Origin of the sequence: Microbacterium sp. bgisy207, from assembly GCF_965345035.1 — a bacterium.
Lineage (GTDB): Bacteria > Actinomycetota > Actinomycetes > Actinomycetales > Microbacteriaceae > Microbacterium.
Genome location: NZ_CBDRMG010000007.1, coordinates 190675 through 216600 on the forward strand (window position 1 = coordinate 190675; position 25926 = coordinate 216600).

Consider the following 25926-nt stretch of genomic DNA (forward strand, 5'->3'; position numbering starts at 1 on the left):
GTGACAACCGAGCGGGTCGACGGCGAATTCGCGTCGTCGAATGAGGGATACGAGCTCGCGTACGAGAGCTTCGACGACCGTCCCGGTCTCTCGGACTCCCACGCCAAGTGGGACGCGCTGACCCTGCCGGACGTCTCGGGCTCTTCGGCTCTCGATGTCGGCTGCAACGAGGGCTATTTCTGCGGACGTCTTCGATCGTCGGGAGCCGCATTCGTGTTCGGGTTCGATGCGGATGACGAGGTGATCGCGGTCGCTCATGAGCGATTCCCCGACGTCGGTTTCGCGGCCTTGGATTGGGACCGCTCGTGGGAGGGCACCGTTCCTCGTATGGGCCACTACGACATCGCGCTCCTCGTGTCGGCGCTGCACTACTCGCAGGCTCCCGAGCAGCTGGTGGGCAAGATCCATGACGCGCTGGCACCCGGGGGACTGCTCGTGTTCGAGGGCGGTGTCGCGCCGGGCGACGGTGACCGGGTCCGCGTCGTGCGTGAGCACGACGTGACGTGGCACTTCACCCATTCGGGGCTCGAGCGGCTGTTCGCCGCATGGCACATCGAACTGGTCGCACCCAGCGTCACGCAGGCGACCGATCCGGTGCCGAGGTTCGTCTACCACCTTCGTCGCTGAGCGACGCGCTCCGCGGAGCCCGATGCGTTCTGCGGGGCCTGGAGCGCGGCCACGAGCGCCGCGAGCATCAGGACGGTGGCGATCGCGAACATGATGGGCGTCGCGATCGCGATGGACATCCCGTAGGCGGGCAGCAGACTGAACAGCGCATATCCGTAGGCCGAGCCGGCTCGGCGGGCCGTGGTCTGGGCCGTCGCGGCGGGTGCCGTCGTCGAGGGATCCTCGGCGGCGCCCATGCCCCACGACAAGGCCTGCGGCGATGCAATGCCGACTCCCACTCCGCTGAGAAGGTTGCCGATCGCCGCGACCGTGAGTCCGATGGGCGCTGTCGACATTCCGATCAGTAGTGCGGTACCGATCGCCGAGAGCGCGAGTCCGGTGATCACGGTGGTGCGTACGCCCAGACGCGTCACCACCCAGGACGAGACTCCGCTGCCCACGGCGATCCCGCCGGTCACCGCAACGAGGAAGAGGCCGGCGGCGGTCGCCGACCACCCCGCGCGCTGCAGCAGGAGCGACTGGAAAGGCTGCGACGCTGCGACCGCCGCATACACGAGGGCACCGAGAGCCAGGGTCACCGAGAAGACGCGAGAGCCCCGAAGGCGCCTAGGGACGAACGGGGAATGCGCGCGTCGTTCAGCGAGCACGAATCCGGTGAGCGCCGCCACGGTGCCCGCGATCAGGATCGCGCCGAGGGCCGGTGCGTCGACCAGCGACTGGACTCCCACGGCGCCTGCAAGGATCGCGGCGCTCAGGAGCAACGCGAGAGACGGGGACGTCGGCGGCGCCTGCTCGCCGTCGCCGCGTGCGGTGCGCAGCAGGGGGAGGGAGACGAGCAGGATGGCGGCAGCCAGCGCGGTATGCACGGCGAACACGCCCCGCCATGAGAACAGATCGATCAGGAGTCCGCTTGCGAGCGGGCCGAGCGCGAGTCCGGCGGCGGTGAAGGCCGTCGTGACGGCGATCGCGCTCGAGAGCCCCTTCGCGTCCCGAGTCGCGGTGAGCAGCGCCAGACCCGCCGCGACGGCGACGGCGCTCGCCGCCCCCAGGAGCAGTCGTCCCAGGAGGAACACGGTGGTTCCCGGCGCCGCGGCCGTGACGGCGGCAGCGATCGTCATCACAGCGGCAGAGGCGATGAAGGTGCGACGGATGCCGATCCGACGCGCCGGGAACGACGCGAGGGGAGCGCATGCGGCCAGAGCGAGGGGGAAGGTGTTCTGCAGCCACATGAGCATCGATGCCGACGGCTGGAACGTGGCATCCAGCGACGGCAGCGTGATCGCGATCCCGGTGAGGTCCCAGGCCAGCAGGAGGTTGCTCATGGCGACCGCCGCGAGAGCGACGGCGGCGCCGGGTGCGGCAGCGCGGCCGGTCACGACGGTAGCTCATCCAAGAAGCGGACGACCTCGCACTCGCGCAGAGCCGACTCCAGCAGGCGCGCCCCGCGCAGGTAGGAGTCGTGCCGGGTTCCGCTGTCCCACGGGGGGACCTCCTGGAACATTCCGAACTGTGCGCACAGCGCGAGCCCTGCGAGGTAGTCGGGCCACTGCGACAGCGGCGGACGCCCGTGCTCGGACAGGCGCTGCATCCACAGCTCCCACGCTGCCCGGTGCGCAGCCCGGCTTCCGGCGCCCTCCTCCGTCTCGGACGCCAGCCGGGCGATGTCTATGGTCGGTATGCCGAGGGTCGCCGTGCCGAAGTCGACCAGAGCGAGCCCGCCGCGGCTGTCGCCTGCGCACCGCAGCACGTTGCGCGCTGTCGCGTCGCCGTGCGCGATCGTCGCGTCCCGCCGGCGGACCCACTCCAGCAGTCGCGGGTACCTCGCGAAGACGCTGTCGTACATCTCCACGGCATCCGGGCGCCTGCGGGCGACCTCGGAGCGCAACGTGTCCCACACGGCCGAGATCGCGTCCGCCATCAGGTAGCTGTGGCGGGGCAGATGCCGGCCGTGGCGCTCGGGCGTCGCGTGGAGGGCGGCGTATGCGGTGAGCGCGTCGGCGAGATCGGCCGTGCGAAGGGGGTCGAGGTCTGCTCCGGTTGCCGCGACGTCCTCGAGGATCAGCATCCCCGCATCGCCCGATTCGGACGCCACGGACCACAGGCACGTCGGGGTGCGCACGCCCGCGTGCGGGGCGACGTGGTCGTAGAAGGACTTTTCGGTCCGCCACTGAGGCAGCCGACGTCCCGTGCCCCGGAACGAGTCGCCGCTCGACTTCACGACGTAGCGTCGGGTCTCGGTCACGGCGGCGGGTCGTGGTGCCGACGTATCGCCCCGGGAGCTGCGCCTGAGCGTGATCGTTACCCGATCGATGCGACTTGTCGCCCCCGCCGCATCCAGGTCGGGTGTGATGCTGACCGACTTCACCGATCCTTCCTCGGACGAGAGGATCGATTCCCACCACGACGCTCGCTCGAGCTCACCCGCACCCACGCGCATGGACTGAGTGTGACATGCTCCGAGCGCGTCATCTGGTCGGGGTCCCTGCCGTGCCCGCGATAGGCTGGCGGCGGCCCGTCGTCATGGCGTGCGGCGCGGCATCCCCGTCACCCTGTGCTCGCGCTGTGCGCGTGGCGCATCTGCTCCGAAGGATCCACCCGTGTCCAAACCGGTCGTCCTGATCGCCGAACAACTGTCCCCCGCCACGATCGAGGCGCTCGGCCCGGACTTCGATGTCCGCAGCGTCGACGGCACCGACCGGCCCGCGCTGCTGGCAGCCCTTGCCGACGCCGATGCCGTTCTCATCCGTTCGGCCACGAAGATGGATGCCGAGGCGATCGCGTCCTCGCAGAAGCTCCGGGTGATCGCTCGTGCGGGAGTCGGCCTCGACAACGTCGACATCAAGGCCGCCACCGCCGCGGGGGTCATGGTCGTCAACGCCCCCACATCGAACGTCATCTCGGCGGCTGAACTGACCGTCGGGCACATCCTGAGCCTTGCCCGTCATATCCCGGCTGCGCACGCATCCCTCGCGCAGGGTCAGTGGAAGCGCAGTTCGTTCACGGGCGCAGAGCTGTTCGAGAAGACGGTCGGCATCCTCGGCCTCGGTCGTATCGGCGCGCTTGTGGCCGAACGGATGCGCGCCTTCGGCGTGCGCCTGGTCGGCTACGACCCCTACGTCACGCCCGCTCGCGCTCAGCAGCTCGGGGTTGAGCTGCTGAGCTTCGACGACGTCGTGCGTGAGAGCGACTTCCTCACCGTGCACATGCCGAAGACCCCGGAGACCACCGGGATGATCGGCGCGGAGCAGCTCGCGGCGATGAAGCCCACCGCCTACGTGATCAACGTCGCGCGCGGCGGCCTCTTCGACGAAGAGGCGCTGCTGGAGGCGCTCACGACCGGTCAGATCGCCGGTGCGGGCCTCGATGTCTTCACCGCGGAGCCGCCGAAGCCGGAGTCGGCTGCCGCGAAGCTCGTCGCACTCCCGAATGTCGTCGCAACCCCGCACCTGGGGGCCTCGACCGACGAGGCCCAGGAGAAGGCGGGTGTCTCGGTCGCCAAGTCCGTCAAGCTCGCGCTCGAGGGCGACCTCGTTCCGGATGCCGTCAACGTCGCCGGCGGTGTCATCGACCCGTTCGTGCGCCCCGGGATCGGTCTTGTCGAGATGCTCGGCCAGTTCTTCACCGGTCTCGCCTACGGCGCGCTCACCTCGCTCGATATCGAGGTGCGGGGGGAGCTGGCAGCCTATGACGTCAGCGTCTACCGGCTTGCCGCGCTCAAGGGCATCTTCACGAACATCGTCAGCGAGAACGTGTCGTACGTGAACGCGCCGCTCTTCGCCGATCAGCGCGGGATCGAGACCCGCATGATCGTCGAGGCGGAGAGCCCGCAGTACCGCAATCTCACGGTGCTGCGCGGAACGCTCTCGGACGGCACCGTGCTCAGCGTCGCCGGAACGCTCGCCGGAACACGCATGGTCCCGAAGGTCGTGGGGATCAACGGTTACGACATCGAGGTACCGATCGCCGGGCACCACGTCGTGATGCGCTACGGTGACCGCCCCGGGATCGTCGCGATCTACGGGCAGAAGCTCGGCGACGCGGGGATCAACATCGAGGGGCTGCAGGTGGCGCATCCGGATGCCGAAGGCCACGCCCTCTCGGTGCTGACCGTCGACTCCGCCGTGCCGGACGAACTGCTGGCGGAGATCCAGTCGGCCATCGGTGCCGACCTGCTGCGTCAGATCGAGATCGTCGAGCCGTAGGGCTCGTCGCGGACCGCCCGCGGTTCAGCGTCGCGCGCTCCGTTCAGCCTCGGGGGGCGGTGGCGCGCGCGATCAGGGCCACGAGAGCATCCATGTCATCGCCCCGGGGGACCGGCGTTGCCAGTCCGTCGTGCTGAAGAGCGTTGTTGTAGTAGACGCCGTCGCTGACGAGCAGGACCAGATCGAGCGCGGTCTTGTCGGCGACGTGCGGACGCAGTGTCTCGCTCCACCGCTCCCGCACGGTGCGCAGCGCATCGCTGGCCGCACCGCGCCCCGCCTGTGCGAGCCGCGCGACCGCGAGGATCGCCCGGTCCAGAGCCGTGCCGTTCATTGCCGAGGTGCGCACGTAATACCCGACGGGGCCTTCGTCGGATGCCGTCATCCGCGCGAGGTCGTCGTCGACACACTCCTCCAGGCGCGTGAGGAGCGCTGCCTCGAGTGCCTCCTTGGAGGCGAAGTGGTAGAGCAGACCACCCTTGGAGACTCCCGCTTCCCGTGCGATGGCATCCATCGTTGCGGCGCGCTCGCCGTCGGCGATGAGCAGGGACTCGAACGCATCGAGCACCTTCTCTCGGGCGTGGGGAGGACGGCTCATGCGCTCGATGCTAGCCAGGCGGACCTCATGACTGTTACTATACCAGCCAGACGGTATAGAAATTTGTGACACGGTGACGATATGACGACCCTGACCGAAGACATCCGCATCGCCGAGAGCGAGGGGCGGCCCGTGACGTGGCGCGGCTGGGCAGCGCTGGTCGTGCTGATGCTGCCCGTGTTGTTGATCTCGGTCGACAACACGGTGTTGAGCTTCGCGCTGCCCGAGATCGCGCTCGCGCTCGCGCCGACCGCCGCACAGCAGTTGTGGATCATCGACGCCTACCCGCTCGTTCTGGCGGGGCTCCTCGTGACGATGGGCACCCTTGGTGACCGGTTCGGCAGGCGACGGATGCTGCTGATCGGTGCCACCGGGTTCGCCACCGTGTCAGCGCTGTCGGCCTTCGCGCCCTCGGCCGAGTGGCTCATCGCGGGTCGTGCTGCTATGGGCCTGTTCGGCGCGATGATCATGCCCTCGACACTCGCGTTGCTGCGCAGCATCTTCACCCTCCGCCGTCAGCGTCGCCTCGCGATCGCGATCTGGGCCTCGATGTTCTCGGCGGGCGCGGCGCTCGGCCCGATTGTCGGGGGAGTGCTGCTCGAACACTTCTCGTGGGGATCCGTGTTCCTCATGGCCGTTCCGGTGCTCGTGCCGCTGCTGGTGCTCGCGCCGCTACTGGTTCCCGAGAGTCGCAACCCGGCTCCCGGCCGTATCGACGCTCTCAGCATCCTGTTGTCGATGGCGATGATGGTGCCGATCGTGTGGGCGATCAAGGAGTTCGCCGTGCACGGGTTCTCGACGATCGTCGTGGCCGCGGCCGCGGCGGGCGTTGTCTTCGGCGTCCTGTTCGTGCGTCGGCAGCTTCACGCGCGCGCCCCGATGCTCGACATGAGACTGTTCACCCGAGGCACCTTCAGCGGCGCGTTGCTGGTGAACCTCCTGAGCGTCATCTCCCTCGTCGGGTTCATGTTCTTCATCGCCCAGCACCTGCAGCTGATCGTCGGGCTCTCGCCCGTGCAGGCCGGGTTCGCCCTGGTGCCCTCGCTCGCATCCGTCATCGTCTCGGGTCTGCTGGTCGTGCCGATCGCCGCGCGGATCGCGCCCCGCATCGTCGTGCCCACGGCCCTCCTGTTCTCGTTCAGCGGCTACGTTCTGGTCGCCGTGACCGCCGGGCAGGGGGACCTCGGCTGGCTGCTGTTGGCGAGCGTGCTGCTGGGCATCGGAATCGGTGCCGCCGAGACCGTGTCCAACGAACTCGTGCTTGCGAGCGCGCCGCCGAGCAAGGCGGGCGCCGCGAGCGCCGTCTCCGAGACGGCCTATGAGTTGGGTGCCGTCCTGGGGACGGCGGTGCTCGGCAGCATCCTCACCGCGTCCTACCGGTCCGGGATCGCGATTCCTGCCGGCGTCCCGGCCGACCTCGCGCTGCAGGCGAGGGAGACTCTCGCCGGGGCGTACGTCGCAGCCGCGGATCTTGCGGCGCCGATCGCCGAGGCGTTGCGCGCCGCCGCCGCCACGGCATTCGATTCGGGGGTGGCAGCGACCGCCGCCGTGGGTGCCGGCCTCATGGTCCTGGCGGCGGTGATCGCGGCCACTACGCTGGGATCCACGCCGTCATCCGCGAGTCAGACGGCGCACCCCGAGAACGAGGAGAGCAATGTCGCGCGAGGTGAAGCTAGCGGTCATTCCCGGTGACGGCATCGGCGTCGAGGTGGTCGCCGAGGCCATGAAGGTTCTCGATGCGGTCACCGCGGACAGCGGCATCCGCTTCGAGAAGACCCCGTTCTCGCTGGGCGCCGCCCGCTACCTGGAAACCGGGGACACGCTCACGGATGCCGACCTCGAGGCCATCAAGGCACACGACGCGATCGTGCTCGGCGCGGTCGGTGGCGTTCCCGGGGATCCTCGCCTCAAGGACGCGAACATCGAGCGGGGACTGTTGCTGAAGCTGCGGTTCGAGCTCGACCACTACGTGAACCTGCGCCCCGCGAAGCTCTACACGGGTGCCCCCGGCCCGCTCGCGAACCCCGGCGAGGTCGACTTCGTTGTCGTGCGCGAGGGCACCGAAGGGCCGTATGTGGGCAACGGCGGTGCGATTCGCAAGGGCACACCGCAGGAGGTCGCGAACGAGACGTCGGTCAACACCGCGTTCGGAGTCGAGCGCGTCGTCCGCTACGCGTTTGCGTTGGCCGAGCGCCGACGCAAGAAGCTCACGCTCGTTCACAAGACCAATGTGCTCGTGCACGCCGGCGGAATCTGGCAGAGAATCGTCCACGAGGTGGCGCAGGAGCACCCTGACGTCGCCGTAGACTATCTCCACGTCGATGCGGCCACCATCTTCCTGGTCACGAACCCCGACCGCTTCGACGTGATCGTCACCGACAACCTCTTCGGCGACATCCTCACCGACTTGGCCGGCGCCATTACCGGAGGCATCGGCCTCGCCGCATCGGGGAACATCAACCCCGACGGCGCGTTCCCCTCGATGTTCGAGCCCGTCCACGGATCGGCGCCCGATATCGCGGGTCAGCAGAAGGCCGACCCCACCGCTGCGATCCTGTCCATCGCGATGCTGCTCGATCACCTCGGGCTGCACGCGGAATCCGCCCGCGTCACCCGTGCGGTGGAGGAGGACATCGCGGACCGGGGCGATGCCGCCCGCACCACTGCGCAGATCGGTGACGCGATCGTCGCCCGCCTTCAGGCGTAGCCTGGAGCCATTCGGCTCCCCGGATCGCCGGGCGATTCCGACACCGACGCGCTCGAACGACTGGATTTCGACATGACACTTCTTGACACCGACCCCGACGCCGGACTCGAGCCCCTGCAGTTCCACGTCGCCAAGAACCTGCAGGCCAAGACGGATGCCGAGCGCGAGGCGATCCTCGCCAACCCCGGCTTCGGCGTGCACTTCACCGACCACATGGTCGACATCTGCTGGTCGGTCGGCGGCGGCTGGCACAAGCCTCAGGTCAAGCCGTACGGCCCGCTCGCCCTCGACCCCGCCGCTGCAGTTCTGCACTACGCGCAGGAAGTGTTCGAGGGCATCAAGGCCTACCGCCACGCGGACGGTTCGATCCACACGTTCCGTCCCGACCAGAACGGTCGCAGGCTGCAGCGCTCGGCGCGACGCCTCGCCCTTCCCGAGCTTCCGGTGTCGTACTTCATCCAGTCGCTCGAGGAACTCATCGCCGTCGACGGCGCCTGGGTGCCCTCGGGCGAGAACCAGAGCCTGTACCTGAGACCGTTCATGTTCGCCAAAGAGGCGTTCCTGGGCGTGCGCCCCGCGCACAAGGTCGGCTACTACGTCATCGCGAGCCCCGCAGGCGCCTACTTCAAGGGCGGCGTGACCCCCGTGACGATCTGGCTGAGCGAGGACTACTCGCGGGCAGGCAAGGGCGGCACGGGTGCGGCCAAGACCGGCGGCAATTATGCGGCCAGCCTGCTGCCGCAGTCCGAGGCCTACGAGAACGAGTGCGATCAGGTCGTCTTCCTCGACCAGGACGGCAACGTCGAAGAGCTCGGCGGGATGAACATCGTGTTCGTCTTCAAGGACGGCACCGTCGTGACCCCGCAGTCCGACTCGATCCTCGAGGGCGTCACCCGGGACTCGATTCTGCAGTTGGCCGCCGACCGGGGACTCCACGTGCAGGGACGCAACATCTCGCTACGCGAGTGGCGCGAGGGTGTGGCATCCGGCGACATCGTCGAGGTGTTCGCGTGCGGCACGGCCGCGGTGGTGACCCCGATCGGTGTGCTCAAGGGTCGCGACTTCGTCGATCAGCAGCCGGTCGGCTCGCTTGCGCTCGAGCTGCGGCAGGAACTCACCGACATCCAGTACGGCCACGCCGAAGACCGGCATGGTTGGCTGCACCGGCTGGGCGGCTGAGGAGGCAGGGTCGGTGAGAGTCGCTCGATTCAGCCATGATGACAGCATCCGTTACGGCATCCTCGATGAGCGGGAACTGGTCGTCCTGTCGGGCGACCCGATGTTCGCCGGGTACGACACCACAGGGGAGCGGGTTCCGCTCACTGACGTGACGTTGCTTGCGCCGGTCATTCCGCGGTCGAAGGTCGTGTGCGTCGGCAAGAACTATCACGATCACGCCGCCGAGATGGACAGCGAAGCGCCGACCGAGCCGCTGCTGTTCCTCAAGCCCAATACGGCCGTCATCGGACCGGATGACGCGATCGTGTTGCCGCCGCAGTCATCGCGCGTGGACTTCGAGGGCGAACTGGCGGTGGTGATCGGCCGAATCGCGAAGAACGTGACACCGGATGCCGCCCTGGACTACGTCTTCGGCTACACGATCGGCAACGACGTGACAGCGCGGGATCTGCAGCGCGCCGATGGGCAGTGGGCGCGGGCCAAAGGCTTCGACACCTTCTGCCCGCTCGGCCCGGTCATCGAAACCGAGTTCGATCTGGGTGGCGGCGCGGAACTGACGACGCGGCGAAACGGCGAGGTCGCGCAGCGGGGGTCGATCGCGGACATGATCCATTCGGTTGCCGACATCATTGCCTACGCGTCGGCGGTGTTCACCCTGTTGCCGGGCGACGTCATCCTCACCGGGACGCCCGCGGGCGTCGGGCCGTTCGTCGCGGGCGACGTCGTGGAGGTCGCCATCGACGGCCTGGGGGTCCTGCGCAACACGGCGCGGGTGGCCGAGCCGCGTCCGTGAGCCCGCTCACAGAGTGGGTCGACGACCACCAGGAGGCACGAGAACTCGCCGGCATCCAACGGCGCACCGTGTGGGTGCTCTCCGCCGGGCAGGTGCTCGGCGGACTCGGCTTCGGCGCGACAGTCTCGCTCGGCGCGGTGCTGGCCGCGGATGTGGCCGGAGACGAGTCGCTGTCGGGTCTGGCCGCGGCGGGAGTGACGCTCGGCACTGCCGCGCTCGCGGTTCCGCTGGCAGCCTTGGCGCGGCGCCGCGGTCGGCGCATCTCACTCGCCTCCGGAATGGCCATCGCGCTCGTGGGTGTGACCCTCGTCGTGGCCGCCGCCGCGCTGCGTTCGTTCCCGCTGCTGCTGCTGGCTTTCGGACTGGTCGGAGCGGGGCAGACCGCGAACCTGCAATCCCGATTCGCGGCGGCCGATCTGGCCACGGATGCCACCCGCGGCCGTGACCTCTCGATCGTGGTGTGGGCGACGACCATCGGCGCCGTGCTCGGCCCGAACCTCGTGCAACCGGGCCAGGCGATCGGGGACGCGCTCGGCATGCCGCCCCTCACCGGACCGTATGTCTTCACGATCGTCGCTCAAGCGCTGAGCATTGTCGTCTACCTGTTCGCGCTGCGCCCCGACCCGCTCTTGGTGGCGCAGACGGTCGCGCAGCGTCGCAGTGACCGCGTCGTCGCCCAGATCGTCAAGCCAGACCGTCCGACCCCGGCACGTTTCGCGATCTTCGCGAATGCCGCGGCCCACGGCGTCATGGTCTCGATCATGGCGATGACGCCGGTGCATATGCTGCACCACGGGGCGAGTCTCACGATCATCGGCTTGACCATCAGCCTGCACATCGCCGGGATGTATGCCCTGTCGCCGGTGTTCGGCATCCTGGCCGACCGCGTGGGTCGCATCCCGACGATCCTGGTCGGGCAGGCGCTGCTGGCGGCATCCGTGCTCACGGTCTTCTTCGGCGCCGAATCGACCGCGGCCGTCACCGTTGCGCTGATTCTGCTCGGACTGGGATGGAGCGCCGCCACGGTGGCGGGGTCGGCGCTGCTGACCGAGTCCTCATCGGAGCTTCGCCGGACGAGGCGGCAGGGTATCAACGACCTGTCGATGAGCCTCGTGGGCGCGGTCGGCGCGATCGTGTCGGGTGTCGTGCTCGGATGGATCGGATTCGCGGGCCTCGCCCTGGTCGTCGGCATCGCGGTCATCGCGACCGTCGTGCTCGCGCCTCTTGGTCGGATCCGTGGCGACGAGCCAGGACCTGGCGCGTCGACCTAGCGTCCGAGGGCGCGTGCAGCAGCGTCGACGTCGGCGGCCGTGTTGTACAGGTGAAAGGCTGCGCGGGCGCGGCCTGCGCGGCCGGATGCGGTGATGCCGGCAGCCCTGAGGCGTGCGAGATCGCCCCCGGTCGGGTCGTCCCAGCTGACGATCGCGCTGGGGATCGTCGGCTCTGGCAGGTCAAGACGTGCCCGGAAGGTCGCGGCCATCGTCGTCGTGTGGTCGTGTACGGCACCCTGGTCAAGACCCGCGGCAAGGTGGAGTGCCGCCTCCGCGCCGACGAAGGCCTGCCACGCCGGTGAGAGGTCGAAACGGCGGGCGGTCTCGGCGAGAGGGTGCTCGTGACCGTAGAGCGAGGTCCACGGGTCTGCCGCGGAGTACCAGCCGGCGAACAGCGGTGGGATACGGGGAGCGAACTCCTCCGAGACGGTGAGGAAGGCGACACCCCGAGGGGCTCCGAGCCATTTGTACGCGTGGCAGATCGTGGCATCGAAGGGGCCGGCGTCCACCGGCAGCCATCCCACCGCCTGTGTGGTGTCGCACAGGGTACGGGCGCCGTGGGCCCGGGCGGCGGCAGTGACGGCATCCGTGTCGGCAACGGCGCCGTCGCAGGACTGGACGAGCGAGAAGGCGACCAGCGCGGTCTCGTCGTCGATGCGCGCGGCGAGGTCGGCCAGCGGCGCCGTGCGCACGGTCAGCCCCTGCGGGGCGTGGGCGAACGGGGCCGCGAGAGAGGCGAACTCGCATTCCGGGACGAGGACTTCGGCGCCGGCAGGCAGGCTCGCGGCGATCAGTGCGACGAAGGCGGAGGTCTGTGAGCCGATCGCCACCCGATCCGGACTGACGCCGACGAGACCGGCGTAGGTCTCGCGGGTGTTCTCGACGATCGTCGTGTACCGCGAGATGTCGGGGTGGGCGAGGCACCCGCGGTCGAGATCGTCGATCATGGCGGCGCGGGTGGAGTGGGCCATGAGACCGACGCTCGACGCGTTGAGGTAGCCGCGCGCGGCAGGGAATTCCTGCGCGATCAGTGCCGCGGGAAGCTGCCACTCCGACGTGGTGGTGGCGGCGGTGCCGTCGGCGGGGGCGAGGGGGCCGGTCATGAGTCCAGCGTCGTCGTCGCGCAGCAATTCGTCTATGGCAGGTATTCAATCAAAAGCATGACGTGCCGTTATGATTCGAGGATGGTCGATAGACGTGCGGACGAGCTCGGGCCGCTCTCGGGCGAGCTGGACGTGCATGCAATGCGCGTCATCCGCGCCATCGCCGACGAGGGATCGATTACGGGCGCCGCTGCCGCGTTGGGCTACAGTCAGCCAGCCGTCAGTCAGCAGGTCAAGCGCATGGAGGCGCGGCTGGGCATGCCGCTTGTCGAGCGGGTGGGAAGGCGCCTGCGCCTGACCGAGGCAGGTCGGGTGCTGGCGCGCCACGCGCCGGCCGTCACGACCGCGCTGGATGCCGCCGCCGACGAGTTGGCCGAGATCCGCGGTCTGCGGCGGGCGCGGGTGCGGCTCGTGGGCTTCCCCTCGGCGTCGCCGACGATCGTGCCGCGGCTGCTGCGGGAGCTGGCGGTATCCGCCCCTGGGCTGACCGTGACCTATGTCGAGGCCGAGCCTCCCGAGGCGGTTGAGGCGGTGCGCGAGGATCGCGCCGACATCGCGGTGACCTTCAGCTATCCAGGGGACCGGGACGATCCGCACGGCGAGAGTGCCCGCGGGCTCGCGGTGCGGGCGATCGGCACCGATGAGCTCATGCTGGTGCTTCCCGAGGGGCATGCCGCTGCCGGGACCGAGGGTGTGGACGTCGCGGCGCTCGCAGACGAGAACTGGATCGCCGGATGCCCGCGCTGTCGGGGTCACCTGCTCGAGATGTGCGGACGGGCGGGATTCTCGCCGCGCATCACCTTCGAGACCGACAACGTGGCCGCTGTGGAGGGTCTCGTCGCCCAGGGGATCGGGGTGGCGACGCTGCCGCGGCTGGCTGTCGCCTCGTTTCCGCCGGTTGCCGGCATCCTCACGCGTCCGCTGCCGCCGGGGGAGCAGCGCAGACTGCACGTCGTCACGGCGCACGGCGCCGATCGGGTGCCCGCCGTGCGCACGACGATCGATGCCCTGGAACGGGTCTGCCATTCGCTGGGCGACCGCACGCACGGCCCGGGCACGACCTGCGCGGCGACCTAGATGTCCTAGCTGCAACTGACCTAGACCGGCCGGCTGAGTCGCACCGCGCGGCGACCTGGGCTCGCCTGTACCCACGCCTGCACTACCGCGCGGCGACCTGGACGCACCGCTCCTCACGCCGGCGCTGCCGCGCGTCACCGTCAGGCCGCGTAGTCGAATCGGGCTCGCCCGCCGAGGCGGGGAGTGCAGGCCGGGTCGACATGGCGAGGCGGGATCAACCAGACCCGTGCCGTGACGCCGGTGCCGTCGATACGGATCTCCCAGCCGTTGTCGTGTACGCGATGATGACACGAATCGCACAGGAGTACGCCGTTGTCGAGATCGGTGGGTCCGGCATCCCTCGCCCACCATCGGATGTGGTGGGCTTTGGTCATTCCGGGTGGGAGTCCGCAGCCGGCGCATCCGCCGTCGCGTTCGGCAAGAGCGAGCTTCTGTGCCCGGGTGAAGAGCCGTTTCTCGCGGCCCCAGTCGAGGATCTCGCCGTGGGATCCGAGGACGCAGGGGATGACGCCGCCCCCGGCTGCCAACCGACGGGCCGTCGCCACCGAGACGGGCTGGTCGATACCGTCGATGAGGGCGGCTCCGGTGCCCTCGGTGAGCTGCTCGAGCGTCATCCGGACCACGACGGTCGCACCTTCGATGGGGACGTCCTTGTGGTCGCAGCCGAGGAGGTGGGAGGCGAGCAGCGCGAGGGCGTCGGCCTGCATCTGCGGAACCGTGCGTCGAGGAGCATCCGCGTCGGCGGGGGAGAGTGCGCGCAGGTGTTCCGATCCCGCGCCATTCGCGGCGCCGCCGCCGAGCGCGTCGGCCTGGGCGCGGAACTCGGCCGAGACGAGCGCTTCGATCGCGGTCTTGATGGGTGCGGCGGTCTCGGGGTCGAGGGTGGCGCGCAGGTGCAGCAACCCGGCCCGCTCGAACATGTGCAGTGCGCGATCCGCCCGTAGCTCGGACTCTTTCGGCTCGAGGCCGTCGGGGTCGAGGTGAGCCTCGGCGCGCGCGATGACCTTGGCGAGCTGGTCGAGAGTCAGGCCGGCCGCCTGCTGGACGAGCGTCTGCTCCGCAGCATCCAGGATCTCGCGGTCACAGCGCATCGCCACCCGGTCGAGCATCGCGATGATCGCCGCCGCAGCGGGCATGCCGATGCTCCCCGATGAGAGTCCGGCAGCGACGTGCGGATGCCGAGCCGGCGCATCCTCGCCGCTGAACGTGGGTCGAGGTGCGGTCGCCTCGCCGACGGCGACGAGCCGTGCGGCATCGCCGTTGGTCGTGCCGGTCGTCGCCGCGACGAGCGCGATCGGGTTGCGGTAGCCGTGCTTCTTGGCCAGGCCGTCGGGTCCGAGCTCGGGGCGGGAGTGTCGTGCGATCTCGGAGGCGACGCGCGCGTGGACGGCATCCAGATGACGTCGAAGTCGACCGAGATGATCGTTGGCGGCGACCAACTGCGTCTCGTCGAGGCTCTCGATCGGAAGGCGTTCACCGCCCGCCGACACCGGCCACGATCCTACGACGCCGTCGAGGGCGTCGAGGAGGTTGGCCAGCGGATCGTTCATGTCTACGACTCTAGAGCCCACCACCGACATCGATATATAGAACATAAGGACGAAGAGGCAGACCATCCGAATCTCGATCCTGGGGAGGAATCAACGAATCAGCGGCGCTGCTGTCGGCGCCCCTCTCGCAACTAGACTGGGTCCCTATGCCCGCGTCACCGCATCCCGCCACCACGACCGCCACCGGAACCGACGTCCGCGTCCGCTTCTGCCCTTCGCCGACGGGGCTGCCGCACGTCGGTCTCGTGCGCACGGCGCTGTTCAACTGGGCCTACGCGCGGCACAACGGCGGCACGCTCGTCTTCCGGATCGAAGACACGGATGCCGCACGCGACTCCGAGGAGAGCTACCACCAGCTGCTCGATGCGCTGCGGTGGCTGCGGATCGACTGGGACGAGGGCGTCGAGGTCGGTGGACCCCACGCGCCGTACCGGCAGTCGCAGCGGCACGAGATCTACCGCGGGGTGCTCGAGAAGCTCGTCGAGGCCGGCGTCGTGTACGAGAGCTACTCGACCGCCGAAGAGATCGACGCCCGCAACGAGGCGGCGGGACGGGCCAAGCAGCTCGGCTACGACAACTACGACCGCGACCTGACCGACGAGCAGAAGGCGGCGTTCCGTGCCGAAGGCCGCGAGCCCGCCTGGCGGCTGCGCGTGCCCGATCACGACCTGACCTACGTCGACCTCATCCGCGGCGAGGTCACCTTCCCGGCGGGTTCCTTCCCCGACTTCGTCGTCGTGCGCGCCGGTGGCGTGCCGCTCTACACGTTCGTGAACCCGGTCGACGATGCGCTCATGGGCATCACTCACGTCATCCGTGGTGAGGATCTCATGCCGTCCACGGCACGTCAGCTCGCGCTCTATGACGCGCTCGTGGCCGCGGGAGTCACCGACTTCGTGCCCCGGTTCGGTCACATGCCGCTCGTGCTGGGGGAGGAGGGCAACAAGAAGCTCTCCAAGCGCGACCCGAAGGCCGACCTCTTCCTGCAGCGCGAGAAGGGCTTCATCCACGAGGGGCTGCTCAACTACCTCGCCCTCCTCGGTTGGTCGATCGCTCCCGACCGTGACGTGTTCTCGCTCGACGAACTCGTCGCCGCGTTCGACATCGCCGACGTCAACCCCAACCCCGCGCGCTTCGATCAGAAGAAGGCCGAGTCGATCAACGGCGACCACATCCGGATGCTGGCTGCCGATGACTTCGCCGCCCGCCTCGTGCCGTACCTCGTCGCCGCGGGCGTCGTGTCGGATCCGATGACGGATGCGCAGGAGCGCATGCTCGCGGCATCCGCCCCGCTCGTGCAGGAACGGATGCAGCTGCTCGGCGACGCTCCGGGACTGCTCGGGTTCTTGTTCACGGATGCCGTCACCTACGAGGACGATGCGCTGAAGTCCCTGCCCGCCAATGCGGGGGAGGTGCTGGTGGCGAGTGTCGGCGCGATCGAGCTGATCCCCGAGGCGGAGTTCACTGCCGCGGCGATCCAGGAGGCGCTCTCGGGGGCGCTCATCGACGGACTCGGGCTGAAGCCGCGCGTCGCGTACGGTCCGCTCCGGGTCGCGGTCAGTGGTCGCCGGGTCTCGCCGCCGCTGTTCGAGTCGATGGAACTGCTCGGCAAGGATGCGTCGATCTCGCGCTTGGGGGCGCTCGTGGCGCACCTCGCGGCGTCGTGACGCGCCGAAGCCGGGCGTGGTTTGGCGGGGCCTTGGGCGTCGTCTAGACTTGACCCTCGGCGCCCGTTCCGGCGGGAACCCTTGGGGTATGGTGTAATTGGCAACACGGCTGATTCTGGTTCAGTTGTTCTTGGTTCGAGTCCAGGTACCCCAGCAAGAGAAACCCGCGGAATACCGCGGGTTTCGTCGTTGACGCTGAGGGTCCATACAGGTCGGCTTCGGGATCGTCCGGTGTGCGCTATGTCAGCACTGCCTGGTGGGCAGGCCGCGACTCCGGCACTCTGGGAGTCGCAGCGTGAGGCTGGCGATCCGTCTACCTCGGCCGATCGGCGTCGGCCGCGAAGCCTTTGCGTGTCGTGCGGACCTCGAGCGTTTCGAGCTCTTGGAAGAACGTGATCTGCCATCCCGCCGGTCCCTGAACCCGCGCGTTGATCGTGCGGAACGGGGTCTCTACCGGCGGTGCAATCACGGACGCGCCGGATGCCTCCGCTGCCGCGACCGCACCTGTCGTGTCGGTGACTTCCAGCGCGATGCGCAGCGCCGTGCCTGACTCGGATGTCGGGGCGTTCTCGATCGCGTTGATCGCGCGGGCGTGCGTGGGAGTTGCCAGTTCGATCGTTGCGAGACCCGCATGAAGGATCGCGACGCGGTCATCGCCTCGTGTTGCGAACGCGGGCTGCTCGGGCATGCCGAGAACGTCGCGGTAGAAATGGAGGGCGCTATCGAAGTCGTCGGTCTCGATGATCAAACGCAGCTGGCGTGGTGGTTCGGACAGTTCCATGCTCACCACTGTGCGCCCTGACGTGGGTGTCAGGGTCAAGGCCGAGGCTTCGACGCAGCTGAGCCAGGGCGTCGAGCTCGGCGTCGATTGCGCGCTTCTCATCCTCAAGTCGATCTGCTGCCGCATCGAACGCGTGCCGCAGCCGCGCGGCATCCGGATTCGGTGACGCCAGAGAAGGGAGAAGCTCACTGATGACGGAACTACAGAATCCGGCATCCAGCAGCGCGCGGATCTGCGCGACTGCGGCGGGAGCCGATTCGTCATAAATACGCTGCCCGCTGGCGGTTCGCTGAGGATGGAGCAACCCCTGAGCCTCGTAGTACCGCAGCGAACGGATGCTGACACCCGTCGTGGCCGCAAGCTCACCGATCCGCATCGGTCCATTCTCGCGCGCCGAGGACCGGCGGTCGGATGCCTGCACGGAGGTGAGCGTCTGGTTTACTCTCGAAAGATCACGTGACCTGGGGGGATCGGGTGTCCCCGGGGTTGCTCGTCCGCTGACCCCGGAGATGTGCCCATGCAGCTGCGCCTGCGCCGTTCCTTCGCTGCCGTCTCGATCCTGGCTCTCCTGCTGACCGGAGCCGTGGCTATGCCCGCAGCTGCTCAGTCCGCAAGCGAGAGCGTCGTGGCGTCGGGCGAGGACTGGACGGTCGAGCGGGCGCCCGGCGGGTACATCGTGACGCTGCACCTGGACGAGCCGCTGCCCGTCGTCAGTGACGCGCCCACGCTCATCGTGGACGGCGAGACGGTCGGGATCGCGCGCACGAGCGAGGGCGGCCGCACGCTCACCGTGACGACCTTCGATGAACGCGTCGCGTCCGCGCGCGATGTCGTGAAGGGCTGGGCCTCGGGTTCGGGTCCGAAGGCGGGGGAGCAGGGACCACGTGGGCCTGGGCAGCGCAGCGCCCCCGAGCCAGAGAACGACGTGCTCCAGGATCAGCTCGACGCGCTCGCGCCCACCGCCTCGATTGCCGATCCTTCCGAGCCGGGCCCTTACACGGTGACGGAGGCCGAGTACGACTTCGGTGACCGCGCTGTGGCTCTCGCCGGGTACGAGGACACCCGCGGGGAGGTGACGGGCAAGCTCTACCTGAGCTCGGCGACGGGCCAACGGCCGGTCGTGGTGCTGCAGCACGGCCGGCACGCCACGTGCGGCGATGCGATCACAGGAGAGTCCGAGTCGGCGTGGCCATGCGCCGACGATCGGATGGTCATCCGGTCGTACCTCGGATACGAAGAGACGGGGCGCGCCCTCGCGTCGCACGGCTACCACGTCATCTCGGTCTCGGCGAACGCGATCAATGCGACGGATGCCGAACTCACACTCGATCAGGGCGCCCAGGCGCGGGGGCGGCTCGTGCTCGACGCTCTCGACATACTCGACCGGCTCAATCGCGGCGAGACGGTGAGCTTCGAGGACCGGCCCGATGGTGCAGACCCCGTGGACCGTAGCTTCGATGAGGCGCTCGCGCGGGCGGTGGCGCGCGCGGATCAGCCGGCGCCCCCGTCGGGACTGGCCGCCGCGGAACTCCAGGGGCGCTTCGACCTCAGCCGCGTGGGTCTGATGGGGCATTCGCGCGGCGGCGAAGGCGTCGTCACTGCCGCACAGCTGAACGCCGCCGAGGAGCAGCAGTACGGCATCCTCTCGGTCCTCCCGCTCGCGCCGACCGACTTCGCCCGTCGCACGCTCTCGGATGTGACGACCATGGCGGTGCTGCCGTATTGCGACGGCGACGTGTCCGACCAGCAGGGCCAGAAGTACATCGACGACTCGCGCCATGCGTTCGGTGACGACGTCTTGCGGTCGGCCGTGTGGGTGATGGGCGCCAACCACAACTTCTTCAGCACGGTGTGGACCCCCGGTGAGTATCCCGCCGGGGGAGCGGATGACTGGGATCCCACCGACACGACGTCGTCGTGCTCGACGTCGGACCCGACGCGGCTGACCGCCGCGGAGCAGTATCAGGTCGGCGTGACGTTGATGACGGGCTTCTTCCGCTACACCCTGGGCGGTGAGGCCCAGTTCCAGCCGCTCCTCGACGGGACGATCGCGCCGACGACCAACCGGATTCCCTTCGCCGACATCCGGGTGATCGCGACACAGGCGCGGTCGGCGACCGACCTCGTGACGGACTTCGTGGCGGGCGACGCGTTCATCGTGGTGGAGGGCAACGCGACCGTCGAGGTGTGCGAGGGGTCGATGCCCACGGCCGAGAATCCGTCCTGCTCGGGCCGCTTCGATGCGCAGGTGCCGCACTGGAATCCGGGCATGCTCGCGGCGTACGTGCCGCTGTTTCCCGCGACGGTCTTCCGGTGGGACGACACCGGCGCGACGCAGCTGCGGGTGATTGTGCCCGACCAGTTGCGGGATGTGCGCGGTCGCAGCCAGCTGACACTGAAGGCGGCACCGGGGGATGAGGTGTCGCTGGGAACGGACTTCGCGATCACCCTGGTCGATGGCGCAGGTCTCGAGTACTCCGTGGCGGCATCCTCTCTCAACCCGTACGCGGTCAACCGGATGCCGGGCGGCGCACCGCAGCTGGACAAGATCGTGCTGCAGCAGATCACTCTGCCGCTTGCTGATGTGACGGATGTTGATCTCGGAGACATCCGTGAGGTGCGACTCGAGCCGCAGATCGGTGCAGACGGAGTGGTCTTCGGCTCGGTCATCCTCTCCGACCTCGCCTTCGATTCTCCGGCAGCGGGGACTCCCGCGCCCGTGACGCGGTCAGCGGTCAACATAGCGATGACTCGTGTCGAGGAGGGAACCGAGCCGTGGACCGCGTATGTGGCGGCGTGGCTGGACCGACCCGCTGCGGTTCCTGTCAGCGCGTACGTCGGCACGATGCCCGGTCCGGGTGGCTCCGCGCCGCCGGCCGGGCTCGGGGCTGAACGCGTCACTTTCGCTCCGGGCCAGACGTGCGTGCCCGTTCCGGTGCTGATCGTCGGCGACCACGATTCGTCCGGTTCGGCGCTCGCCGTGGCCGGCACGGCAGCGACGACGAGCCGGGAAGCGGTGTCGGGGTCATCGGACTTCTCCAGCATCCTGGTCCGTGAGGATGACGGGGTCGGAGGTGCTGGCGCAGACGCGGTACCGGCATACGGCGTGCAAGGCGACGTGTGCGCGGAGTTGGTTGCCTCGCGGGCGCCGGGCGCACTGAACCTCTCGGATACCGCACCTGCGCGGAGTTCGTCGGTGCGCCTGACGGCCACCGGCTTCCGCGTCGGCGAGGCAGTCATGGCAACCGTGGGCGGCGACCCGCTCCCTGCGGTGATCGCGGGGGCCGACGGCACCGCCCAGATCGACACGGTGATCGCCGCTGACGCGCCCCTCGGCCCGGTCACCATCGTCGCCCGCGGCGCAGGATCGAACCGCGTCCAGGAGGCGACCGCGGTCGTCCGGGATGGGCAGCCATCGCCCACGGCAGACCCAACGGCCTCACCGACCGTCACGGGATCCCCCGCCACAAGCGGTGGCGGCAGGCCCCTCGCCCACACCGGCGCCGACGGGGCCGTATGGATCGCCCTTGCCGTCGTTGCCGCGATGCTGACCGGGACTGGAGCCGTCCTGACCACGGAAGTACGCCGCAGACGCAGGCTCTGAGCGGAGTCAGAGCGCGCGCCGACGGCTGGATGACCGTTCGGCCTCGGTTTTCACTCCGGACGGATGAAGTCCGCCACCCGATCCAGCGCGCTGGGCACGAGCCGGAAGTAGGCCCATGTGCCGCGCTTGGAGCGGGTGAGAAAGCCCGCGTCGGTGAGCACCTTGAGGTGGTGAGACACGGTCGGTTGGGCGAGTCCGATCGGTTCGGTGAGGTCGCAGACGCACGCCTCCTGACCTTCGCTCGCCGCGACGATCGACAGCAACCTCAACCGCGCCGGGTCGGCGAGCGCCTTCAGCGCGGATGCCAGGTCCTGTGCATCCTCCTGGGCGAGAGGCGCCGTCGCAAGTGGCGCGCAGCAGGCCGGTGCGGTCGTGGCGGGGATGATGTCGAGGGCGGTCATACATCGATGATAGTGAATATTGACAGATTTCGATATAGGGGGACATACTGACCTTCGACATCCGTTCGAGATCGCCCGGAGGCATCCATGACACTGCTCGATTTCACTGCTCGCCCCGCTGTCGGCGACGGCCTCGGAACGCTCCCCGTGGTCATCATCGGCGCAGGCCCCGTGGGGCTCGCCGCCGCCGCGCACCTGCTCGAACGCGGCATCGAGGTCGTCATCCTGGAGGCCGGCGACGGCGTGGCATCGTCGGTGCGACGCTGGGGGCACACGCGCCTGTTCTCGTCGTGGCGCACTCTTATCGACCGCGCCGCCGAGCGACTTCTCGCTGAAGCCGGCTGGAGTGCGCCGAGCGATCTCGATCGGATGCCGACCGGGCAGGAACTGGTCGACGAGTACCTCGCGCCCCTCGCTGCGCTCGATGCGATTGCGTCGCGGACCCGGTTGTCGACGCGGGTGACCGCTGTCGGGAAGGACGGGATCGACCGCACTCGCACGCAGGGACGAGCCCGTGTGCCCTTCCTCGTGCAGATCGAAGATGCCGACGGGCAGCCCTCGGAACTGCGCGCCCGGGCGGTCATCGACGCCTCCGGAACCTACGAGACCCCCAACCCGCTCGCCGCATCTGGACTGGACCTGCGGGGCGGCGCAGAGGTCGCCGACCGCGTGCTCCACGCGCTGCCGGATGTCCTCGGCGCCGACCGGGAGCTTTTCGCTGGGCGCCACACGACCGTCGTCGGTGCGGGCCACTCCGCTGCCAACACGCTGCTGGCGCTCGCCGACCTCGCAGAGCGCGAGCCCGGGATCCGCATCACCTGGCTGCTGCGCACGCCGTCGGCGTCGCGCGTCACCGCATCCGAGGCCGACGAGCTGCCAGGTCGTGCGCGTCTGGGGGCTCGCACGGATCAGCTCGTGGCATCCGGGCAGATCGAGATCGTGGATTCGTTCCGCATCTCCCGCGCAGAGCGCACCGAGACCGGAGTACTGCTGCTCGGCACCCGCGACGGGGAGCCCGCGGTGCACGAAACCGACCTGGTCGTGAATGCGACGGGGTTCCGCCCGGATCTCGGGATGCTGCGGGAGATCCGTCTCGAACTCGACGACGTTGTCGAGGCGCCCCGCCGTCTCGCGCCGCTGATCGACCCGAATGTCCACTCCTGCGGAACCGTGCCTCCCCACGGGTTCGCTGAGCTGCAGCATCCCGAGCGCGGCTTTTTCATCGTGGGCATGAAGTCGTATGGTCGTGCCCCGACCTTCCTGCTTGCCACCGGTTATGAGCAGGTGCGTTCGGTCGCCGCGTGGCTCGACGGCGATCTCGAGTCGGCATCCTCGGTGCAGTTGACGCTGCCGGCGACGGGCGTGTGCTCGACGGATGCTGCCGGCACTGGATCGTGCTGTTGACGACGACGGTGCGTCCGATGACGTCGGCGGACTGGGCGAGTGTCGAGCGGATCTTCGCGGCGGGAATCGCGGGCGGCGAGGCGACCTTCGAGACTGAGACGCCCGACTGGGCAGGCTTCGACGCGGGCAAGGTCTCGGTGCCGCGTCTTGTGAGTGTCAGTGAGGCGGGGGAGGTCGTCGGGTGGGCGGCGGCCTCACCCGTGTCGACACGCGCCGCCTACCGGGGCGTCATCGAGCACTCCGTCTATGTCGCGCCCGAGTACCAGGGCCGAGGCGTCGGGCGTGCGCTGCTCGGGCGGTTCGTGACGGATGCGGATGCGGCGGGGTTCTGGATGATCCAGTCCAGCGTCTTCCCCGAGAACGTCGCGAGCCTTCGTCTGCACGAGTCGTGCGGGTTCCGGGTCGTGGGGCGACGCGAACGGATCGCTCGCTCACAGCTCGGGCCTCATGCCGGCCAGTGGCGGGACACGATCCTCATCGAGCGTCGGTCACTTCGCAACGGCGTCGACTGAGCTCATCGAGCTCCATCAGCTCACGATCTCGTCGATGCTGAGCTCACGATCTCGTCGATGCTGATGTCGGTTGCGTGTGCTGCTGCTGGCTTCCCGCCGCGACACCCGCCGCCCAGCCCGGCGCCCGGCAACCGACCGGGGGAGTGAGAGTCATCGCGTCGATGCCTGCTCGGCAGAGCGCCCACGCGATCAGTGAGTTGCTGTTCCACATGTCGCCGGTAGGTGGAACGACACGCCCCCAGGTGTGACGAGGGATGTCGGGAAGGGCGTCGAGCAGCGCGTGTGCCCGCGTCCGGCCCAGCGTGATGACGGTCGGCGGTGCCACGGCATACGCGCGATCGGGCAGGGTCCCCTCGGGCCACGCGCGGACCTCGTATCGGAACAGCCGGAATCGGCCCAGCGCGCGCAGGCCCACCGGTCCGGTAGTGACAACCCCCGAGGCATCCTGTGGCTGCCCCCACTGCGGCGTCATCTCAATGACGAATCGGCCGCCGTCCGTGAACAGCTCGAGCGCTGCGTGCACGAGCTGTTGCGGCGCTCTGCGGTCGTGACGAGCCGACAGCAGCTCCCACCATCTGCTCGTGCGCGCCACAACCATTCCTCCCGCGCCGACCGGAAGCCACCAGAGTTCCGCGCGATCTGTGCTCTCGGCATCCACGGCTCCATCGTCGCCGGTGGCAGGCGTGACAGCATCGGCCACAAGTCCCAACGGGGCATTGACATGCAAGTAGTTACTTGCGTATTGTCCGGGTGTGGGCGATGTCTTTCACGCGCTTGCCGACTCGACCAGGAGACTGATCCTGGACGAGCTGGCGCAGCGCGATGGCCAGAGCCTGTTCGAGATATGCGGCCGACTCGCCGTGCATCACGGGGTCGGGATGACCCGGCAGGCGATCTCGCAGCATCTCGCGGTGCTCGAAGAGGCAGGCCTCGTTCGTTCCGAGCGCGCCGGTCGCACCAAACTGCACTACCTCGACACCGCTCCGTTGAGCGGATTGACCGATCGATGGCTTCCCCAGACGAAGGAATGACATGAGCATCCGCATCACCGTGACGAGCGTGTTCGTTGACGACCAAGCCAAGGCCCTGGCGTTCTACACCGACACTTTGGGATTCGTCGTCAAGCACGACATCCCGCTCGGCGAGTTCCGCTGGCTGACCGTTGTCGGTGCCGATGATCCGGACGGGACCGAGCTGCTGCTCGAGCCTGACCAGCACCCGGCCGCCAAGGCGTACAAAGAGGCCCTGGTCGCCGACGGCATCCCTGCGGCATCCTTCGGGGTGGATGACGTCGCCGAGGCGCACGCGGACCTGGTCGCGAAGGGGGTGCGTTTCACACAGGAACCGACGGCCATGGGGCCGGTCGTGGTCGCGACGCTCGATGACACGTGCGGCAACCTCGTCCAGATCTCCAGTCCCGCGTGATCCTCTAGCCGGGACCGGCGTACGCCGGGGACGCCTAGCCGGAAGCTGTGACGAGTCGCGAGTCGCGAGTCGCGGGCGTGGGGCGATCGAACGGGACCGCAACGATCGGGTATGCGCGGGTCGGATCTCGCAGGCTGGATGCCGAAGGAGGCCCCATGATCGCGGAACTCAATCGACTGATCGATGTCATCGACGACGACCTGTCCGAAGACCTTGACATCGCCGCGCTCGCGCGGGAGGCGGGCGTGACGGAGTACCACCTGCGGCGGATGTTCTCGTCTTTGGTCGGGATGCCGCTGTCGGAGTACACACGTCGGCGACGGATGACGGTCGCAGCCGCGGCGGTCGTCGCAGGCGACCCGCTGCTCGATATCGCGGTGCGGTTCGGGTACGGGTCGACCGAGGCGTTCGGCCGGGCGTTTCGCGCGGTCCACGGTTCGTCGCCTGCCGAAGTCCGGATCAGTGGTGGCCCCCTTCGCACGCAACCGAAACTCAGGCTCCGCCTGACCGTCGAAGGGAACACCACCATGGACACGCGCATCGCCGAACGCCCTGCGTTCCGTCTCGTCGGACACGCCACGCGCGTTCCGCTCATCCACGAAGGAATCAATCCGCACATCCAGCAGTTCGTCGCAGCGCTTCCCGCGAGCGAGCACGCCCGTCTCAAGGAGCTCAGCAGCACGGAGCCGGGTGGGTTGCTGCAGGTCAGCGATGGCGCCGACCCGGACTACACGGAGGGAACCGAACTCACCTACCTGCACGGCGTCGCTCTGGATGCCGCGGCACCCGTGCCCGCTGATCTCGATGTGATCGAGGTCGAGGCGGGACAGTGGGCCGTGTTCCGCACGTCCGGACCCTACCCTGCAGCGCTCCAGGAGGCCTACGCGGCATCCGCGTCGGACTGGTTCCCCTCCAACCCCTGGCAGCTGCGCTCTGGTCCCTCGATCGTCGCGATGCTCGATCGTGCTGACGACGTCAGCACCGCAACGACCGAACTCTGGATGCCGATCGCTTGCCGATAGTGCGGC

The 25926-nt window shown here is 68.8% G+C and carries 24 protein-coding genes, 1 tRNA gene and 1 pseudogene; 17 read left to right on the plus strand and 9 right to left on the minus strand.

Annotation, left to right across the window (positions count from 1 at the left end):
• The gene (locus ACSGC5_RS08870; RefSeq protein WP_434970278.1) at positions 1-627 is read left to right on the plus strand and encodes a class I SAM-dependent methyltransferase; all 627 of its coding nucleotides are present in this window, start codon (positions 1-3) and stop codon (positions 625-627) included.
• Here ACSGC5_RS08870 and ACSGC5_RS08875 read toward each other — a convergent pair.
• A complete protein-coding gene (locus tag ACSGC5_RS08875) occupies positions 609-2003 on the minus strand; it encodes an MFS transporter (RefSeq protein WP_434970279.1) in 1395 nt (464 codons plus the stop codon). The genes ACSGC5_RS08870 and ACSGC5_RS08875 overlap by 19 nt on opposite strands.
• A complete protein-coding gene (locus ACSGC5_RS08880) occupies positions 2000-3064 on the minus strand; it encodes an aminoglycoside phosphotransferase family protein (RefSeq protein WP_434970280.1) in 1065 nt (354 codons plus the stop codon). The genes ACSGC5_RS08875 and ACSGC5_RS08880 overlap by 4 nt, the downstream gene beginning before the upstream one ends.
• Before the next feature lie 160 nt (positions 3065-3224).
• Here ACSGC5_RS08880 and serA point away from each other — a divergent pair, with 160 nt between their 5' ends.
• Entirely contained in the window at positions 3225-4829 is a 1605-nt protein-coding gene (serA, locus tag ACSGC5_RS08885) for a phosphoglycerate dehydrogenase (RefSeq protein ID WP_434970281.1), read from the plus strand.
• Positions 4830-4872: 43 nt separating this feature from the next.
• On the opposite strand, the gene ACSGC5_RS08890 is transcribed toward serA, so the two are convergent.
• Positions 4873-5424, minus strand: a complete 552-nt coding sequence (locus ACSGC5_RS08890) for a TetR/AcrR family transcriptional regulator (RefSeq protein WP_434970282.1) — start codon at positions 5422-5424, stop codon at positions 4873-4875.
• Positions 5425-5505: 81 nt separating this feature from the next.
• On the opposite strand from ACSGC5_RS08890, the gene ACSGC5_RS08895 reads away from it, so the two are divergent.
• The 5 genes from ACSGC5_RS08895 (at position 5506) to ACSGC5_RS08915 (ending at position 11374) form a co-directional block, all read left to right on the plus strand.
• Entirely contained in the window at positions 5506-7116 is a 1611-nt protein-coding gene (locus ACSGC5_RS08895) for an MFS transporter (RefSeq protein WP_434970283.1), read from the plus strand.
• The gene (locus ACSGC5_RS08900; protein ID WP_434970284.1) at positions 7079-8131 is read left to right on the plus strand and encodes a 3-isopropylmalate dehydrogenase; all 1053 of its coding nucleotides are present in this window, start codon (positions 7079-7081) and stop codon (positions 8129-8131) included. The genes ACSGC5_RS08895 and ACSGC5_RS08900 overlap by 38 nt, the downstream gene beginning before the upstream one ends.
• 72 nt (positions 8132-8203) lie before the next feature.
• On the plus strand, positions 8204-9310 hold the full coding sequence (locus ACSGC5_RS08905; protein WP_331791484.1) for a branched-chain amino acid aminotransferase: 1107 nt from the start codon (positions 8204-8206) through the stop codon (positions 9308-9310).
• A gap of 13 nt (positions 9311-9323) precedes the next feature.
• Positions 9324-10103 carry a fumarylacetoacetate hydrolase family protein gene (locus ACSGC5_RS08910; protein ID WP_434970285.1) on the plus strand — a complete coding sequence of 260 codons (780 nt, stop codon included), beginning with the start codon at positions 9324-9326 and terminating at the stop codon, positions 10101-10103.
• Positions 10100-11374 carry an MFS transporter gene (locus ACSGC5_RS08915; RefSeq protein WP_434970286.1) on the plus strand — a complete coding sequence of 425 codons (1275 nt, stop codon included), beginning with the start codon at positions 10100-10102 and terminating at the stop codon, positions 11372-11374. The genes ACSGC5_RS08910 and ACSGC5_RS08915 overlap by 4 nt, the downstream gene beginning before the upstream one ends.
• On the opposite strand, the gene ACSGC5_RS08920 is transcribed toward ACSGC5_RS08915, so the two are convergent.
• The gene (locus tag ACSGC5_RS08920; protein ID WP_434970287.1) at positions 11371-12477 is read right to left on the minus strand and encodes an aminotransferase class V-fold PLP-dependent enzyme; all 1107 of its coding nucleotides are present in this window, start codon (positions 12475-12477) and stop codon (positions 11371-11373) included. The genes ACSGC5_RS08915 and ACSGC5_RS08920 overlap by 4 nt on opposite strands.
• Before the next feature lie 81 nt (positions 12478-12558).
• Between ACSGC5_RS08920 and ACSGC5_RS08925 the strand changes: the two genes are divergently transcribed.
• Entirely contained in the window at positions 12559-13554 is a 996-nt protein-coding gene (locus tag ACSGC5_RS08925) for a LysR family transcriptional regulator (RefSeq protein ID WP_434970288.1), read from the plus strand.
• A gap of 140 nt (positions 13555-13694) precedes the next feature.
• On the opposite strand, the gene ACSGC5_RS08930 is transcribed toward ACSGC5_RS08925, so the two are convergent.
• Positions 13695-15104: a DUF222 domain-containing protein gene (locus ACSGC5_RS08930; protein ID WP_434970289.1), complete on the minus strand. Its 1410-nt coding sequence runs from the start codon at positions 15102-15104 to the stop codon at positions 13695-13697.
• A gap of 146 nt (positions 15105-15250) precedes the next feature.
• On the opposite strand from ACSGC5_RS08930, the gene gltX reads away from it, so the two are divergent.
• Positions 15251-16771, plus strand: a complete 1521-nt coding sequence (gltX, locus tag ACSGC5_RS08935) for a glutamate--tRNA ligase (RefSeq protein ID WP_434970290.1) — start codon at positions 15251-15253, stop codon at positions 16769-16771.
• Between the two features lie 82 nt (positions 16772-16853).
• Positions 16854-16925, plus strand: a tRNA-Gln gene (locus tag ACSGC5_RS08940).
• A gap of 159 nt (positions 16926-17084) precedes the next feature.
• Here ACSGC5_RS08940 and ACSGC5_RS08945 read toward each other — a convergent pair.
• On the minus strand, positions 17085-17552 hold the full coding sequence (locus ACSGC5_RS08945) for a VOC family protein (protein WP_434970291.1): 468 nt from the start codon (positions 17550-17552) through the stop codon (positions 17085-17087).
• Between ACSGC5_RS08945 and ACSGC5_RS08950 the strand changes: the two genes are divergently transcribed.
• Entirely contained in the window at positions 17551-17718 is a 168-nt protein-coding gene (locus tag ACSGC5_RS08950; RefSeq protein ID WP_434970316.1) for a hypothetical protein, read from the plus strand. The genes ACSGC5_RS08945 and ACSGC5_RS08950 overlap by 2 nt on opposite strands.
• 18 nt (positions 17719-17736) lie before the next feature.
• Here ACSGC5_RS08950 and ACSGC5_RS08955 read toward each other — a convergent pair.
• A pseudogene (locus tag ACSGC5_RS08955) lies at positions 17737-17928 on the minus strand (MerR family transcriptional regulator); the annotation flags it as partial.
• A gap of 141 nt (positions 17929-18069) precedes the next feature.
• On the opposite strand from ACSGC5_RS08955, the gene ACSGC5_RS08960 reads away from it, so the two are divergent.
• On the plus strand, positions 18070-21156 hold the full coding sequence (locus ACSGC5_RS08960) for a hypothetical protein (protein ID WP_434970292.1): 3087 nt from the start codon (positions 18070-18072) through the stop codon (positions 21154-21156).
• A 50-nt stretch (positions 21157-21206) separates the two neighbouring features.
• Here ACSGC5_RS08960 and ACSGC5_RS08965 read toward each other — a convergent pair whose 3' ends face one another.
• Positions 21207-21557, minus strand: coding sequence for a metalloregulator ArsR/SmtB family transcription factor (locus tag ACSGC5_RS08965; protein ID WP_434970293.1), 351 nt, complete (start codon positions 21555-21557; stop codon positions 21207-21209).
• 87 nt (positions 21558-21644) lie between these two features.
• Here ACSGC5_RS08965 and ACSGC5_RS08970 point away from each other — a divergent pair, with 87 nt between their 5' ends.
• Positions 21645-22961 (plus strand): FAD-dependent oxidoreductase, encoded by a 1317-nt coding sequence (locus ACSGC5_RS08970; RefSeq protein ID WP_434970294.1) that lies wholly within the window; start codon positions 21645-21647, stop codon positions 22959-22961.
• Between the two features lie 17 nt (positions 22962-22978).
• Positions 22979-23473: a GNAT family N-acetyltransferase gene (locus tag ACSGC5_RS08975; protein ID WP_434970295.1), complete on the plus strand. Its 495-nt coding sequence runs from the start codon at positions 22979-22981 to the stop codon at positions 23471-23473.
• A gap of 43 nt (positions 23474-23516) precedes the next feature.
• Here the strand turns inward: ACSGC5_RS08975 and ACSGC5_RS08980 are convergent, their stop codons facing one another.
• Positions 23517-24131: a hypothetical protein gene (locus ACSGC5_RS08980; RefSeq protein WP_434970296.1), complete on the minus strand. Its 615-nt coding sequence runs from the start codon at positions 24129-24131 to the stop codon at positions 23517-23519.
• 94 nt (positions 24132-24225) lie between these two features.
• Here ACSGC5_RS08980 and ACSGC5_RS08985 point away from each other — a divergent pair, with 94 nt between their 5' ends.
• The 3 genes from ACSGC5_RS08985 to ACSGC5_RS08995 all read left to right on the plus strand — a co-directional run bounded on the left by ACSGC5_RS08985 (position 24226) and on the right by ACSGC5_RS08995 (position 25920).
• Complete coding sequence (locus ACSGC5_RS08985) at positions 24226-24504, plus strand: ArsR/SmtB family transcription factor (RefSeq protein ID WP_331791497.1); 279 nt, start codon at positions 24226-24228, stop codon at positions 24502-24504.
• Between the two features lies 1 nt (position 24505).
• Positions 24506-24898, plus strand: coding sequence for a VOC family protein (locus ACSGC5_RS08990; protein ID WP_331791498.1), 393 nt, complete (start codon positions 24506-24508; stop codon positions 24896-24898).
• A 155-nt stretch (positions 24899-25053) separates the two neighbouring features.
• Complete coding sequence (locus tag ACSGC5_RS08995; RefSeq protein WP_434970297.1) at positions 25054-25920, plus strand: AraC family transcriptional regulator; 867 nt, start codon at positions 25054-25056, stop codon at positions 25918-25920.
• Positions 25921-25926: the final 6 nt, after the last annotated feature.

Excerpts from the sequence above, each read along its gene's own strand:
- ACSGC5_RS08920 (WP_434970287.1), bottom strand. The coding sequence starts at position 12,477 with ATGACCGGCCCCCTCGCCCCCGCCGACGGCACCGCCGCCACCACCACG.
- ACSGC5_RS08925 (WP_434970288.1), top strand. The coding sequence starts at position 12,559 with ATGGTCGATAGACGTGCGGACGAGCTCGGGCCGCTCTCGGGCGAGCTG.
- ACSGC5_RS08970 (WP_434970294.1), top strand. The coding sequence starts at position 21,645 with ATGACACTGCTCGATTTCACTGCTCGCCCCGCTGTCGGCGACGGCCTC.
- ACSGC5_RS08890 (WP_434970282.1), bottom strand. The coding sequence starts at position 5,424 with ATGAGCCGTCCTCCCCACGCCCGAGAGAAGGTGCTCGATGCGTTCGAG.
- ACSGC5_RS08975 (WP_434970295.1), top strand. The coding sequence starts at position 22,979 with ATGACGTCGGCGGACTGGGCGAGTGTCGAGCGGATCTTCGCGGCGGGA.
- ACSGC5_RS08990 (WP_331791498.1), top strand. The coding sequence starts at position 24,506 with ATGAGCATCCGCATCACCGTGACGAGCGTGTTCGTTGACGACCAAGCC.
- ACSGC5_RS08895 (WP_434970283.1), top strand. The coding sequence starts at position 5,506 with ATGACGACCCTGACCGAAGACATCCGCATCGCCGAGAGCGAGGGGCGG.
- ACSGC5_RS08960 (WP_434970292.1), top strand. The coding sequence starts at position 18,070 with ATGCAGCTGCGCCTGCGCCGTTCCTTCGCTGCCGTCTCGATCCTGGCT.
- ACSGC5_RS08900 (WP_434970284.1), top strand. The coding sequence starts at position 7,079 with ATGTCGCGCGAGGTGAAGCTAGCGGTCATTCCCGGTGACGGCATCGGC.
- ACSGC5_RS08995 (WP_434970297.1), top strand. The coding sequence starts at position 25,054 with ATGATCGCGGAACTCAATCGACTGATCGATGTCATCGACGACGACCTG.
- ACSGC5_RS08945 (WP_434970291.1), bottom strand. The coding sequence starts at position 17,552 with ATGGAACTGTCCGAACCACCACGCCAGCTGCGTTTGATCATCGAGACC.
- ACSGC5_RS08930 (WP_434970289.1), bottom strand. The coding sequence starts at position 15,104 with ATGAACGATCCGCTGGCCAACCTCCTCGACGCCCTCGACGGCGTCGTA.
- ACSGC5_RS08950 (WP_434970316.1), top strand. The coding sequence starts at position 17,551 with ATGCTCACCACTGTGCGCCCTGACGTGGGTGTCAGGGTCAAGGCCGAG.
- ACSGC5_RS08880 (WP_434970280.1), bottom strand. The coding sequence starts at position 3,064 with ATGCGCGTGGGTGCGGGTGAGCTCGAGCGAGCGTCGTGGTGGGAATCG.
- gltX (WP_434970290.1), top strand. The coding sequence starts at position 15,251 with ATGCCCGCGTCACCGCATCCCGCCACCACGACCGCCACCGGAACCGAC.
- ACSGC5_RS08905 (WP_331791484.1), top strand. The coding sequence starts at position 8,204 with ATGACACTTCTTGACACCGACCCCGACGCCGGACTCGAGCCCCTGCAG.
- ACSGC5_RS08965 (WP_434970293.1), bottom strand. The coding sequence starts at position 21,557 with ATGACCGCCCTCGACATCATCCCCGCCACGACCGCACCGGCCTGCTGC.